The 14,698-nt window shown below is 54.7% G+C and carries 12 protein-coding genes; 10 read left to right on the top strand and 2 right to left on the bottom strand.

Features of this window, described 5'->3' with window-relative positions:
- Positions 1 to 2: 2 nt before the first annotated feature.
- Complete coding sequence (gnd, locus tag VAE55_RS14295; RefSeq protein ID WP_416181205.1) at positions 3 to 905, bottom strand: phosphogluconate dehydrogenase (NAD(+)-dependent, decarboxylating); 903 nt, start codon at positions 903 to 905, stop codon at positions 3 to 5.
- A 458-nt stretch (positions 906 to 1,363) separates the two neighbouring features.
- On the opposite strand from gnd, the gene VAE55_RS14290 reads away from it, so the two are divergent.
- Positions 1,364 to 2,782 carry an LCP family protein gene (locus tag VAE55_RS14290; RefSeq protein ID WP_322816422.1) on the top strand — a complete coding sequence of 473 codons (1,419 nt, stop codon included), beginning with the start codon at positions 1,364 to 1,366 and terminating at the stop codon, positions 2,780 to 2,782.
- Positions 2,783 to 3,300: 518 nt separating this feature from the next.
- Here the strand turns inward: VAE55_RS14290 and VAE55_RS14285 are convergent.
- The gene (locus tag VAE55_RS14285; protein ID WP_322816421.1) at positions 3,301 to 4,854 is read right to left on the bottom strand and encodes a PucR family transcriptional regulator; all 1,554 of its coding nucleotides are present in this window, start codon (positions 4,852 to 4,854) and stop codon (positions 3,301 to 3,303) included.
- Positions 4,855 to 5,049: 195 nt separating this feature from the next.
- On the opposite strand from VAE55_RS14285, the gene VAE55_RS14280 reads away from it, so the two are divergent.
- From VAE55_RS14280 to VAE55_RS14240, 9 genes are all read left to right on the top strand, one after another.
- A complete protein-coding gene (locus VAE55_RS14280; protein WP_322816420.1) occupies positions 5,050 to 5,499 on the top strand; it encodes a MarR family transcriptional regulator in 450 nt (149 codons plus the stop codon).
- 68 nt (positions 5,500 to 5,567) lie between these two features.
- Positions 5,568 to 6,800, top strand: a complete 1,233-nt coding sequence (locus tag VAE55_RS14275; RefSeq protein ID WP_322816419.1) for an extracellular solute-binding protein — start codon at positions 5,568 to 5,570, stop codon at positions 6,798 to 6,800.
- Between the two features lie 254 nt (positions 6,801 to 7,054).
- Entirely contained in the window at positions 7,055 to 8,134 is a 1,080-nt protein-coding gene (locus VAE55_RS14270; RefSeq protein ID WP_012256399.1) for a carbohydrate ABC transporter permease, read from the top strand.
- Complete coding sequence (locus VAE55_RS14265; protein WP_322816418.1) at positions 8,127 to 9,227, top strand: sugar ABC transporter permease; 1,101 nt, start codon at positions 8,127 to 8,129, stop codon at positions 9,225 to 9,227. Before VAE55_RS14270 ends, VAE55_RS14265 begins: the two co-directional genes overlap by 8 nt.
- Positions 9,228 to 9,349: 122 nt before the next feature.
- Positions 9,350 to 11,257, top strand: a complete 1,908-nt coding sequence (locus VAE55_RS14260) for an alpha-amylase family glycosyl hydrolase (protein ID WP_322816417.1) — start codon at positions 9,350 to 9,352, stop codon at positions 11,255 to 11,257.
- Positions 11,258 to 11,457: 200 nt separating this feature from the next.
- On the top strand, positions 11,458 to 11,661 hold the full coding sequence (rpsU, locus tag VAE55_RS14255) for a 30S ribosomal protein S21 (RefSeq protein WP_322816416.1): 204 nt from the start codon (positions 11,458 to 11,460) through the stop codon (positions 11,659 to 11,661).
- An 83-nt stretch (positions 11,662 to 11,744) separates the two neighbouring features.
- Positions 11,745 to 12,827: a peptide chain release factor 1 gene (prfA, locus tag VAE55_RS14250; RefSeq protein WP_322816415.1), complete on the top strand. Its 1,083-nt coding sequence runs from the start codon at positions 11,745 to 11,747 to the stop codon at positions 12,825 to 12,827.
- A 393-nt stretch (positions 12,828 to 13,220) separates the two neighbouring features.
- Entirely contained in the window at positions 13,221 to 13,823 is a 603-nt protein-coding gene (gene rdgB, locus VAE55_RS14245; RefSeq protein WP_322816414.1) for an RdgB/HAM1 family non-canonical purine NTP pyrophosphatase, read from the top strand.
- 31 nt (positions 13,824 to 13,854) lie between these two features.
- Positions 13,855 to 14,688, top strand: coding sequence for an MBL fold metallo-hydrolase (locus tag VAE55_RS14240; RefSeq protein ID WP_322816413.1), 834 nt, complete (start codon positions 13,855 to 13,857; stop codon positions 14,686 to 14,688).
- Positions 14,689 to 14,698: the final 10 nt, after the last annotated feature.

Here is a 14,698-nt window from a genome sequence, read left to right as displayed (position 1 = left end):
ATCTACTCCACCTTCTTGACGGCGTGGCCACCAAACTGTTGGCGCAAAGCGGCCAGTACCTTCATGCTGAAGCTATCTTCTTGCCGTGAACGGAAACGCATCTGTAACGATAGGGTGATAATTGGTGCCGGTACATCGAGATCGATGCTCTCCTGAACTGTCCAGCGTCCTTCACCACTGTCTTCAACATAGCCTCGGATACTAGATAGATCAGCATCGGCTGTGAAGGCGCGTTCGGCTAATTCCAGCAGCCACGAACGAACGACACTGCCCTGGTTCCAGAGATGACTGATTTTGGCGAGGTCGAAATCGTAGCGTGACTGGTGCAAGATTTCAAAACCTTCGGCATACGCCTGCATCATACCGTATTCAATGCCGTTGTGGATCATTTTGACGAAATGTCCGGCACCATGCGGTCCACAGAGGAGGTATCCCTCTGGCGGCGCGAGCGTTTGCAAGAGTGGCTCAACGTAGTGGAAGGTTTCTTCGTCACCGCCGACCATCAGGCAGTAGCCGATTTGCAAACCCCAGATACCACCACTTACCCCGATATCGAGGAAGCGCAGCCCCTGGGCTGTCAACTGTTCGGCATGGGCGATGCTGGCCTTATAGTTGTTGTTGGCACCGTCGATCACAATATCTCCCGGCGAAAGGAGCGGGGTTAGGGCTGCCAGATGCTCATCAGTTGCGCTACCAGCCGGCAGCATCAACCAGATAACACGCGGTGGGGTGAGCATTGCTACCAGGTCGGACAGCTCTTCGGCTGCGATCAGATCGTGTTCTGCCGCCAGTTCGTGCGCTTTGGCCACCGTCCGGTTATACACAATCACCCGATGACCGCCGCGCCGCAAGCGAATTGCCATGTTTGCGCCCATCCGACCAAGTCCGATCAAACCTACTTCCATGATGTGCTCCTCACAGGTTTCAGGCTCTTTCCATTGACCGAAATAAGGGTACCACGTACTCTATTGCGTCAGTGATTGGTGATAGCAACCACGAACCCCGTCTTATGATGTCGGTGAGGTCTTTGACGCTATTGAACATATGTCCTACAATAAATCGCCAGCTGCAATCGATGTCTCTACTTTATCTATGACCAGTGTATTGCCGGCAGGAACTGCTACCAGCCGCTTGTTTCACACGCTCCATGGTGTGAGTGCTGAATGATGATCACCAGTGTAGGGTGTCTCTTTACTATGTAACCTGGTAAAGTTGGTTGTTCTATGCTTACTCAGGAAGCGCCTGTGGCATCAACTTTGCGTAAGGCAGATGTTACCACACAAGCATTATACTCTGGTCTGATGTATCTGAAATCACTATCGCGTATTATTGAGCGAAGAAAATATATTACGTGAGCAATCGTATGCCAGACAAACCATCAAATGGACAATATGTTACACCTCGTGGTGGCACTCCTTACACCGGTGAAACCCGGGTGATGCGTCGCCTGAATGCACCATCCGGTTCTCCGTCTACCCCACAGCGACGACGCTGGCCGTTAGGTCGGATACTTCTGGGACTGATGATGATGATCGTCCTGGTGATCGGCCTTGGCTACTGGCAGGTCTGGCAACTGGCGCAGCGCGTTGTGGTGTCTGATCCCCGTGGCCCGGCACTCTCTTCACCATTACTTGGCGCGAATATTCTGGTTGTCGGGGTTGATATCCGGCGTGACCGCCCAGAAGAGGGAGTGCGTAGTGATACCTTAATGCTGATCCGGTTTGACGGGATGGGAGGTTGGGTTAACTTACTTTCGATTCCACGCGATACGCAGGTTGAACTGGATGAGCCTGGTCCCAGCAAGATCAACGCTGCTTACGCTTACGGGTATCGACATGCTACCGAACTGTACGGCGATGGGGTGACACCGGAACAGGCCGGTATGGCCTACGCTGCCGACACCGTGAGTCGCTTCCTCAATTTTGATCAGCGCGGCATGCGGGTTGATTACGTCGTGCAGGTTGACTTCGACGGCTTTGCTGCCCTGATTGATGCACTCGGCGGGATTACGATTGATGTGCCGCGGCGGATTGTTGATGAGGCGTACCCGACTCCTGACTACGGAGTCATGCGGGTTGAGTTTGAACCCGGCCCTCAACGAATGGATGGCGCACGGGCACTCATCTACGCTCGCACCCGTCATGCTGATAGTGATTTTGGCCGCACCGAGCGCCAGCAACAGGTGGTGCAGGCTATCGTCCAGGAGATACAGCAGCGTAACTGGTTTGAGCGAATCCTCCTGATCCCGCGCTTACGTGACGCGATCGCGCAGGATGGTGAAACGCCGGCAATCGTAACGACTCTGCCAATAGCGAATGTTGATACATTGCTGGCAGTAGCACGGGTCGCAGCAAATCTCGATCCGGCCCTGATCGGACGTTATCGGATTGAACCGGGCACCGTCGCAGTGCAGACAAATGGCTCTAACCTGATCTGGGAGGCTAACGATGTGGCGGCATTGGTCACGCGCTGGCTGACGCCACCTGGAGAGGCAAGCGAACAGGCGCAGGTGCAGGTGTTTAACGGAGCCGGGGTGGTAGGGCTGGCCCGTCGTACCAGCGAAAAGCTGGCGGCAAACGGTTTTACACCCCTCTCACCGGCTGATGCACCACCTGGGGAGTACCCGCGTACCGTCGTATATCAAATTGGGAATACCCCTTTCACTGCACGTCGGCTTGCCCAACTACTCGGTGCTGATCTGGTCGTTGGTTCACCGCCGGGCATCAGTAGTCAGGCCGATATTGTGGTGATTTTGGGTAACGATGCGGCGAATGGGGAGTGATGTAAAACGGGGATGCGTGACCGTCACGCACTCGTCCTGCCCTGATCACCTTGCGGAGAAGATATCTTTACCAGACAGAGGTGCCCGTGTCGTATCATGTAGAGTGCGGTAGCGTAGCTGTTGCGCCAGTCGTGATCACGATCATGCGCGGGTCACAACGGTTTACCCCATCGGTCACGAGGACGACGTGCCGGTAGAGCACGTCTGTCAGGCTTGAGCACCCCTGATGAGCAGACTGTGCGTGGGCGGTGGATCGGGCTTTCAGTTTGCCCACCATTCTCCTTTCGCGCTTGTTCTGTGACAGTGGTACTGGTCATGGGCGAGTGCAGGCGAGCATTCCCCTGCGGCGTGAGGCAACGTCGTTGCAACACACGCCTGGCAGGAAATATAGCAGGTACGGAATCCGTGCTTCCGCACTCCAAACGGTGCAGCGGAAACGATGATGCAACGCATCCGTACTCAGATGCGCCATCAGGGTATTTGGAACCCGTGCCCTGACCTCTCTGCCAGATTTGCTATCACTCCTCAAGAGTTGCCAGGATGCGATGTGCACGTACAGCCAGCCAGAGGGCAAAATGTTCCTCGGCGTTGTCGAGGTCCATGCCACTAATCTCTTTAATGCGTTCGAGGCGGTAGAGCAGCGTATTCCGGTGGACGTGCAATGCTTCTGAAGTTGCCCGTAGATTGCCCAGATGATTGAAATAGGCTTCGAGTGTCTTAATCAGATCGGCGTGTTGGCGTTTGTCGTACTCGGCCAGACTCGAGAGAGTCTCCCGGTAGAATGACCATAACTCAGGCGTTTCACGGAGACGGATCAACAGGCGATACACACCGAGATCGCCGAACGCCAGCACCCGGTCGTTGCCAAAAATCTGCCGGCCAAGGCTAAGCGATTGTTCTGCTTCTTCGACTGAACGGCGCCACTCGGTCAAATGAGTTGCAGGGGTACCGATTGCGATCACGACATTTGGATGGTCGTGTCGTAACCGTTCGCGTAATTGCTCGGTTAGCTCTCGCAGGCGCGTAACGCTGGTCGTAGGCAGCATACAGAGCACATTACTCTCACGACGAGAGATTGGTGCGTTCACGCCTAGACGTTTCAGTTCATTCTGAATGTTCGTTGCCGCGCGAGCCAGTGTTGCAGTGCTAGCATCATCAATATGTACCAGCATCGCCGTATGGGGCAGATGAAGGGTATATCCCAATTCCTGACCACGCTGGATCACTGCAGCCAGATCACCGGGTGCGCCGGCCAGAATCCCGGCAATAAAATCACCACGTAGACGTTCCTCGGCAGCCTGTACCGCCTGCTCTTTCGCCAGCTCAAGCGCCAGTGCCAGTGCACCGCGCTGTGCCGCAGTGCGATCCCACGGATCGAGTAGCGTACCGGCAATCGCAACATACCCGATTGGCAAACCTGAATTACCAATTGGTTCGATCCAGATTTGCTGGTTAAGCAGCGTCGTTTCACCCCGTCCATTTGGCCGCAGCGCCTGCAATGCCAGCCGCGATTGCCCCCGCCCACGTTGGGCACGCAGCACGCCATTTGAGGCGTAGAAAGCCACGCTCTGACCGGTGCGTTCGTGCAAAATATCAAGCAGGCCGCTTATCCCACCACCTTGTAGAGAGCACTGGGTCAGCAGATCGTACAGACGGGCGGCCCGACGCTCAAATTGGGCTTCGTAATCGGTAATAAGGCGGGTGATTTCCCGCTCTACTTCACGTAAGTCAACCCCAGCGGGAAGCTGGAGCAAAGGCAAGCGGGCATCTTCAGCAGCCTGCCGATCTTCAGGCGTAATAGTACCTATGACCGCCACACCGGCAATGGGTACCGGTGCCTGCGCCAGACGACGAACGAGCATGGCCAGTGTAAGCCGTGGATCGAGGGCCAATGCAGCTTCAACTGATAGTAAGGCTAATTCGCCGCCACGGAGTTCGGCAAAGGCCGGTAGGGTAGCGCGTAACGTTGCAATCCAACTGACCTGACGCCCCAACCCGGCAGCGCCAGCCACAATATTTGTACCTTCGGGTAGGGCCAGGCGCACAACGTCGCGCACGGTGATCGTTACCATAGTGATGCATCACAATCGTTTATCACCGAAATCTGCTCGTATTATACAGTGTTCTTGCAAAAAGTGCTGCACCCACTTGACAAGTATCGTCCCATCTGATACAATCCCAGACACAACAATTTTTTATACAACTATCCTGCCGACAATGAAGTTCATTGCAACTATATGACGCCATCTGGCTCAGAGCAGCACCGCATGATACAGGAAGTCTATGTTTTGCTGGATGACGGTGATCGTCGTGTACTCCGTCAATTCCAGCTTAATCCCACGCAGTACGCAGCCCTTCTGCTGCTGGCCGAGCACAATGGCGTGCGTTTGTCGGATCTGAGTGAGTATCTTCTGATCGATAAGAGTAGCACCACCCGGTTGGTTGATCGGTTGAGTGCTCTTGGTTTGGCCGAACGAATTGCTGATGCCAGTGACCGGCGGGTACAGCGGATTGTGTTGACCAGACAGGGACGTGAGCATTTAGGGGTGGTTCGATCTGCATTCACTGAATCCGTCAGGCGACGTTGGTCAACGCTTGATAGTACCGAGCACGAGACCCTCATTCGGTTACTGCTCAAGCTCCGTCGCGAATTAACGATATTGCAACATGGGATCGATGGCGTGAAAGGAGGTGACATATTGCCAGAGTGTGAATAGCGATATCAGGCCTGTTGGATGTAGGTCATTAGGTATGGGCATTGTTGCCTCAAGCAAAGGAGTCTCTTGTGAAGCGTCTGTCGTTTTTACTTATCGCTTTATTGGCATTGTTCGCCTCTATCTTGGCCGCCTGTGGTCAAGCCCCCGCTGCTCAACCAACCGCTGCTCCCCAACCAACAACCGCGCCAGCTCCATCAACCGGCGATGGTATGGCCATTACCGGTACGGTAACACTCTGGCATGCTTACGGTACCGGAAGTGCTGAGGAAAAAGCGATCAATATGCTGATTGATCGCGCACGTGCTGCTTACCCTGATGCCACCATCAACGTTCTCCAAATCCCCTTCGATCAGATTTTCAACAAGTTCAACAATGAGGTCTCATCAGGTGGTGGCCCTGATATGTTTATTGCTCCGAACGACAGTCTTGGCAGCCAGATCCGTGCCGGGGTGTTGGCCGATCTCAGCGAGTATCAGAGCAAGTTGACCGATGTTTCACCGACCGGTGTGGCCGGGATGTCGCTTGACGGTAAGCTGTACGGGATTCCTGAGTCGTTCAAGGCAGTTGCTCTCTACTACAACAAGAGCAAGGTTGCCAACCCGCCGGCTACTACCGATGAATTGCTGGCGCTGGTGAAAGCTGGTAATACCCTGGTGCTCAACCAGAATGCCTACCACAATTTCGGCTGGTTGCAGGCGTTCGGTGGTCAGTTGATGGACGCCAGTGGGAAGTGTATTGCCGATCAGGCCGGTGGTGCCGAGTGGTTTGCCTTTCTGAAGGCGCTGAAGGAAGTTCCGACGGTGACCTTCTCGACCGACGGTGGTCAGGCTGACTCGCTTTTCAAAGATGGCAAGGCCGATATGATCATCAACGGCCCCTGGGTACTTGGTGACTACCGGGCCGTGTTGGGTGATAATCTCGGTGTAGCTCCGATGCCGGGCGCTGCAAAACCGGCTGGTCCGCTGACCGGTGTGGATGGCTTCTACGTCAGCATCAACAGCCAGAACGTCGCGAGTGCGGTTGCGTTGGCGATGTTCCTGACCAGCCCTGAGTCGATGAAGGTGTACGTTGACGAAGCCGGGCACGTTCCGGTCAGCACGAAGGTCGAGATCAGTGATCCGCTGGTGCAGGCCTTTGCGCAGGCTTCGGCAACTGGCGTACCACGGCCTCAGATTCCCGAGCTTGACAACTATTGGGGACCGTTCGGTGATGCGATGACCAAGGTGCTCGACGGTGGTGCCGATCCAGCCGCAGCCGTGGCCGAGGCCTGTGCTCTGATGAATACTGCGAACGGGAAGTAAGTCTGCTTCTTACCAACCGTTCGCCAGACGGCAACCACGATTGTTGACCGTTTTCGACAATCGGTTGATGATGGTGTAGTGTAGTCTACAGCACTGGCGGGAGCATAACAGCCTATAATATGCTCCCGCCAGTTGCAACCGGTACAGTCTGATCAAAAGATGGCTGGTATACCGGGCAAAAGCAGTGATATGATACAGTTGCGCAATGGGGCACCATCTCAGGCAATCAGTCCAATCAAAGGGGAGGAAGCCGCATGGCAACCACAAATCCAGAGCTGACCTCGCAATCGGTGCGTGTGCCGCGTTCAGCTCTGCGCGAGGGGTGGAAACAACTGCGCACCCCAATTGTCTACTTGTTGCCGGCGTTGATCATCATGATGGTAGTTACCTTTTATCCGCTGGCATTTCAGGTCTGGATGTCATTTACCGACTACGGTGTCATCAAAGAAGAGGGTAAACAAACGCTCAACCCCTTTGGCCCAAACGGCACGACACCACCCAATTATCGACCGGCTCAATATGTCGGTTTGAAAAATTACCTCGACATCATTACCAATAACCCCCAGTTTGTCGCCCGTCTTGGTGGCAATTTTGATTTTTGGCGTTTACTGGCCTTCAACCTGTGGTGGACGTTCTCGAATGTCGGGTTTCATGTCGTCTTGGGGGTGATCATTGCAGTATTGTTGAATGTAGAAGGGCTTTGGGGGCGAAAAATCTACCGTGCCATTTATATTTTGCCCATGGTACTGCCCAATATTGTCGTTGCTACCGTCTGGCGCAATATGTTTGACGATCAGTACGGTTCAATTAATCAGTTAATTAACCTCTTTATCACGCCATTCGGTCTTGATCCGGTACAAATTCGCTGGTTTAACCAGATTCAAGACCCCATTCCAGGGATTGGTTTACCGCTCAGCTATTATGCAATGTTGATTGCCAATATCTGGTTGGGATGGCCGTTTATGACTATCGTTGCTACCGGTGCACTCCAATCGATCCCGAAAGAGATGTACGAGGCGGCCAGTATCGATGGGGCAACCGGTTTACAGCAATTCTGGCGGATTACGCTCCCATTGTTGCGTCCGGCAATGGTTCCGGCAGCAATGGTTGGTATCGTAACGACATTTAACCTGTTCCACGTCATCTACTTCATGAGTGGTGGCGGTCCGCTCGGTCGTACCGAGATTATGGTTACGCAGGCGTTTAAGCTGATTAATGTTAACCAGCTCTACGGTGTTGCCGCTGCCTTCTCGGTCATTATTGCCCTGGTGCTGATCCCGATTTTCTTGATTACCAACAAGATTTCTCGCGCCACGGAGAGCTACGATGTCTAGTGTCACCATTCGTTCACGTCGTTCGGGCAGTACATCCGCCGGTCGCCGGTTGAAGTGGTGGCAACAATTAGTGTTGCAGGCGATCTGCCTGTTCATCGCCGCCACCGTCTTATTCCCGGTTCTCTGGATCGTGAGCATGTCACTCGATCCACGCAATATCTCGCGTCCGACCGAGCTGAATCTGATCCCTCCCGGTGCATCGTTGCAGGCTTATTTGCAGGTGCTCGACCGGCCAACGGCCAATCCGGTTACGTTTACCGAACTGGCCTTCAACAGTCTGCGCCTCGCCGGTGGTGTCTCTGCCTTTGCTTTGTTGATCGGTGTCAGTGCTGCCTACGCTTTTTCCCGCTTCAAGTTCCCCGGTCGCCAGTTTATGATGATTGCGGTGCTGGCGATTACGGTGTTGCCGAGTGTGGCGACCATTGCACCGCTGTTTGCCCTGTTGAATAGCATTCGTATCAGCAGCGCAATTATGAGCATTGTGCTGATTCTGGCCGGGTTGATGCTGCTCGGGTTGACTGTTTTTGCCGTAGCACCGGCCATCCGCCTGGGATCGGCGGGACCGGGTAACTATTTCTTCGGTGCAATTGGTCTGGCGATCAGCCTCGGTTTGATCTATGGCGGTATAACACCGGCACGCAGTGAGGTCTTCATCTTACGCAACTCTCTGCTGGGGGTTGGGATTGCCATGGTTTCGGGTGCTTTACCGTTCGCGATCTGGAATCTGAAAGGGTATCTCGACACTATTCCGAAAGAGCTGGAAGAGGCAGCGATTATCGACGGCGCTTCACCGAGCCAGGTCTTTTTCCAAATCGTGTTACCCCTCGCCACGCCAGCCCTGGCAGTGACCGGTTTTCTCGGTTTTACCGGTGGTTGGACCGAGTTCTTTTTGTCGTGGCAGTTCCTGACCGACCCAAAAGATTTTACGCTCGCCATGTCACTCTACAACATGACCGGTCAGTATGCCGGTCAGATCCCCTGGTCGCGCTTTGCTGCCTTCTCGATCTTGCTGTCACTACCGGTCGCAATTGTCTACCTCTTGTTACAGCGCTATATCATCGGTGGTTTGACGCTGGGTGGTGTGAAAGGCTAGGCGCTGCTGCCACATGGGATGGGATGAAAGATAGCGCATCCCATCCCATGTTGCTCCCCTCTGGTTCTGCATAATGTCAATCGTTTTGTCCTGATATACGTCAACTCAAAGGATGGTTCATCGTGGAACAGTATCACGTCTCTGCCGATTTTATCTTCGGAACTATGGCGACCGATAGTCGGCGATTGGGGTACATGCGGGCCGAGTTAGCCGGTATTTCGCACCGCTATCGGATGGAGCCGCTTGCTCCGCAGCCGAGCGAACCGGTGCGGCTCTTTGTCACTCTTGGCCCATCAATTGTCGCCGATCAGGTGTGTGTCTACTACACAACAGATGGTAGTGAGCCTCACGGTGAACGAGGTCTGCCGGCGCCGGGAAGTCACGTAGCGCACGGGCAACGTCTCTCCAGCCATTGGGATACCCTGCTCTGGGGATACGCCGAGGAGTGGGCAATTGATCTCCCACCACAACCAGCCGACACGGTGGTTCGTTATCGGATTGAAGCCTGGCTTCGTGAGGGGAACGGCTCACTCTGGTACAGCGAAGTAGTCGGCGCAACTGCGGGTGACGGCAGTGTTGTTGGTCAACCAGGGCCGGGCGATCATTATCTGCGCGAGATGGGGTATGAATTCAACCTGACGTTCTTCCGCCGTCCACGTACCTGTGCGTATCGGGTTGGTGATGAGGGAGTACCGGGATGGCTTGATGATGCGCTCATTTATCACGTCTTCATTGATCGTTTCCATCCTGGTCCTGGCCGACAGTTTGCCGATCCGCCTACTCCGATGGGGATTTACGGTGGTACCCTCGCCGGTGTAACCAGCAATCTGGATTACATTGCCAGCCTGGGCACGACGACGATCTGGCTCTCGCCACTCTTCCCTTCACCCTCTCACCATGGCTATGATGCGACCGACTATTACAGTGTCGAGCCACGCCTGGGTACCATGGCCGACCTGCAAACGCTCATTGCTGCGGCCCATGACCGGGGCATGCGGGTGATCTTTGATTACACCGCCAATCATTTCTCGAACAGACATCCTATCTTCCAGCGAGCGATCAGCGATCCCCGCAGCCCAGAACGAGACTGGTTTATCTTTACCCGTTATCCTGATCTGTATGTGTCGTTCTTTGGGGTGGCCGAATTACCACAACTCGATCTGGACTACTCGCCAGCCCGCCAGTTTATGATTGATGCTGCCCGCTACTGGCTGGAACAGGGAGTTGATGGGTATCGTCTCGACTATACCATTGGCCCTTCGCACGATTTCTGGACGTTATTCCGGGCGGCAATGCGCGCCGTCAGGCCCGATTGTGTGCTTATCGGTGAAGCTGTGGACACAGCAGAGGTGCTACGCTCGTATGTTGGACGTCTCGATGGCTGTCTGGATTTTCTGCTGCTGCAAGCCATCCGCCGCTTTTTCGCCTTCGATGAAATCCGTGCCAGCCAGTTTGCCCTCTTTCTCAACCGCCATCTGAACTACTTTCCACCCGGCTTCAGTTTGCCGACATTCCTCGATAATCACGACATGAATCGGTTTTTGTGGGTGGTACGCGGTGACACACGTCGTCTGCGGCTCGCGGCACTTTGCCAGTATACCCTGCCCCATCCACCGGTACTCTACTACGGTACTGAAGTTGGCCTTAGCCAACGGCTCGATGTGCGTCACGCCGACGGAAGTGGTCACCCGGAAGAATCGCGGTTACCGATGCGCTGGGGAGATGAACAGGATCAGGAGTTGCTCCATTTCTACCGGCAACTGGGTGCGCTGCGGCGGGCAACGACCGCTGTCTGGCGAGGTAAGCGGACTATCACCCATATTGATGATCAGCGTGGACACCTGGCGTATACCTGTACGGCTCAAGACCAGACCTGGCTCGTTGTGCTGAATAATGCCTCACAGGCCGGTACCATTCCTGTACCTCCAGGTCGCTGGACGGTTGTCCTGCCGAGCCAGACTGCCGAACTTGTGGCCGGAAAGGTCGCGCTGCCACCGTATGGTGGGGCGATCTTACGTCGCGAAGCGTAGCCAGTTGCACATTCATCGGCGATCCGGTATACTATCATTTCGGTGTAAGAATAACGGCGCATAATCGCTGCTACGGGGCGCACCAAATCTACAGCGAAGGAGGTGATGAGGAGGGATCACGGTTACGACCATAGAACAGGTATTGCCCTGTACCGACAGATGTTCTATGTCGCCTGACGTACCGTTGATTCAGCAGCGCTATGCGAGTTGAACGTCGTGAAGGCGAAACTGTCGAACAGCTCATTCGCCGCTTCAATAAAGGTGTCGTTGCCGAGCGCATCACCAAAACGTATCGCGAGAAGATGCACTTCATCTCGAAGAGCGAGCAGCGCAAAGAAAAGCGCCGCCGTGCCGAACGAAATCGTCGCAAGAAGCTGGCTAAAGCGGCCACGCTTGGCCTGTAATTGAAAAAACTTCTCGATGGCACATACGCTAACTGGCAGTGCGTATTGTGCCATCGGTCATCTTAACGTAATGGAATCATTGTATGTTTGATAAACTGGCTGCTGTTGCTGCACGTTATGATGAACTAACCGAGTTGATGGCTCAGCCAGAGGTAGCGACCAACGTTACCCTCTTGCAGCAGTATGCGCGCGAACAGCGTGAAATTGAAGATATTGTTAACGCTTATCGCGAATATCAGGCTACCCAACGCGCAATTGAAGAGGCTGAAGCCATGCTTGAAGATAGCGATCCTGAATTGCGTGCATTGGCTGAGGAAGAGCTTGAAACGCAACGGAAGCGTCTGGCGAGTCTGGAAGAGCAGTTAAAGCTGTTGTTATTGCCACGTGATCCGAACGACTCAAAAGATGTCATTATGGAGATTCGGCAGGGTGAAGGTGGCGATGAAGCAGCACTGTTTGCTGCCGATCTCTTTCGTATGTACACCCGCTTTGCCGAGTCGCGCGGCTGGAAGGTTGAAGTTGATAGCCTAACCGAAAACGGCATCGGTGGGATCAAAGAGGTTATCTTCCAGATTCATGGTGAAGGTGCGTACAGCCAATTGAAATATGAGGGCGGGGTTCATCGTGTGCAGCGTGTACCGGCCACTGAAGCGCGTGGCCGCATCCATACATCGACTGCAACGGTTGCCGTGCTGCCCGAAGTCGAAGAAACAGAGATCGAGATTAAACCTGAAGATTTACGAATTGATGTGTTTCGGAGTGCCGGTCACGGTGGACAGGGGGTCAACACCACCGACTCGGCGGTGCGGATCGTCTACAAGCCCGGTACCCCGGAAGAAATTGTGGTTACCTGTCAGGATGGCCGATCACAGATTCAGAACCGTGAACGGGCGATGACGGTGTTGCGTGCCCGGTTGTACGCGCGCGAGCAAGAGAAACGACAACGCGAAATCGGCGCTTCACGACTGGCGCAGGTCGGTAGCGGTGAGCGGGCTGAGAAGATTCGAACGTACAATTTTCCACAAGATCGAATAACCGATCACCGGATCGGGCAAAACTTCTCGAACTTGCCGGCTGTGCTCGATGGTGAACTCGAGAAGATTATTGAAGCGCTGATTATTTACGATAATGCCGAACGCTTGCGGGCAAGTGGGGTTAGCACCTGAAGCGCCCTTTGCATTCCCGCTGTTGGCTTCTGCACATTGGCCGCTCACGCCGTTCTCACCACCCTACTGAAGCAGGGTGGTGTCTTTTTTGCGTGACTCCTGCTCGCTCCTCGCACCTCACGCAACCACCAGGGGTATCACTGGAATAGCCGGTCGTTCTCCATCTGCTCTGTACCTCGGCGAATTCCGGTGTGAATATTGATTCCACGATGTTACGTGCATCCCTCGTGGTTGTGCATATAGTTGCTCGTGTCACTACATTCGTGTACAATGGCGCTCAGTCTTGTTGCCGATCAATTGGCTACTACAGCAAACTCGTTGTCATCACAGTACGCGATACCTCCAGGTGTCACGTAACACGCGCAAACATCGGCCTATCGCAAAGTGACTCGTATGCGTGAATTACTGATTGCGACCCACAATCCCGGCAAATTACGTGAGTTTGCCGCTATCTTTGCCGATCTCAATCTGCGCCTCTATTCATTAGCCGACATGAGCATTCAGGAGACTATCGAAGAGACCGGCCAGACATTTGCGGAAAACGCACGCCTCAAGGCCGAAGGCTATCTGGCATTGAGCGGTCTGCCAACACTGGCCGATGATAGTGGGCTGGAAGTAGCGGCTCTCGGTGGTGCTCCCGGTGTCCATTCGGCACGTTATGGCGGTCTGTCAGGGCCGGCCCAGTTGCAGTACCTGCTCGACCAGATGCGTGATATTCCCTGGCATCAACGGTTGGCCCGTTTCGTTTGTGTGATCGCCCTGGCCCATCCCGACCATCCAACCGAGCTGGTGGAAGGTACGCTGCCCGGTGTGATTGAATTTGCGCCGCGTGGTAGTGGTGGCTTCGGCTATGACCCACTCTTTTACGTGCTCGACGAGGACGCAACACTGGCCGAGTTGAGTGCCGAACGGAAGAATCAGATCAGTCATCGGGCGCAGGCAGCACGCGCAGCGCGTGAGGTATTGGTGCGCTGGCAGCGTTCGTCTGGTAGTTAGTGATGGCCCAGATCGATGCACGGAGACTATTGTGCTGGTGGCGTCATTCGCTTCAGGAAGTACAGGTAATGCGTTACTGGTGCGAGCAGGTGGTCAGGCCCTGCTCATCGATGCCGGCGTCCCGATTCGTACCCTCACGAATCTGTTACACGCCTGTGATACGACGCCGCAGCAGGTACAGGCTGTCTTGCTGACCCACGAACATGCCGATCACGCACAGCACGCACTGGCATTTGCCCGTCGCTACAACGTGCCCCTGGTCGCGCCCGCGGCTACACTGACTGCCCTGGGTGAGTCGCCCGATCCTGTCGCGCTCGATCCGCTACCGGTAGGCGGATACGGTGCAATCGGTGTCTTCAACGTGCAGAGTTTTCGCGTCGCGCACGATGCTGCCGATCCGGTTGGGTATCGCATACAGGTGGCCGGTGTGTCTGTAGCGATAGCTGTTGATTTAGGGAGCTGGAATGCCGAGACGGTAACAGCGCTGGCAAAGGCTGATCTGATTGTCGTTGAAGCGAATCACGCTCGTGAATTACTGCCATTTTCGCCCTATCCTGTGGTGGTACGGCAACGAATCAGTAGTCCGCTCGGCCATCTCGATAATACCCAGTGCGGCCAACTACTGGCTCAGGTTGCTACCCATGGCGGGATCGGTGATGTCTGGTTGGCGCACATCTCACGGCGGGCCAATACGCCCCAGATGGCGCTGAGTGGTGTCAGTCAGACGCTACGACAGGCCGGTATCCAGCGTTTACCACGCATGCAGGTACTGCCGCCTCGTGCACGACCGGTTCCTGGTGGCACCATCTGCTGGCAGCCCCAAGAACGCTGGCAGCAACCAGGTTTGTTTACAGGTGATTGGTGATACGCAAGAA

It is taken from the genome of Chloroflexus sp., assembly GCF_034432675.1.
Taxonomy (GTDB): domain Bacteria; phylum Chloroflexota; class Chloroflexia; order Chloroflexales; family Chloroflexaceae; genus Chloroflexus.
This window is presented reverse-complemented; position numbering and strand designations above follow the sequence as displayed.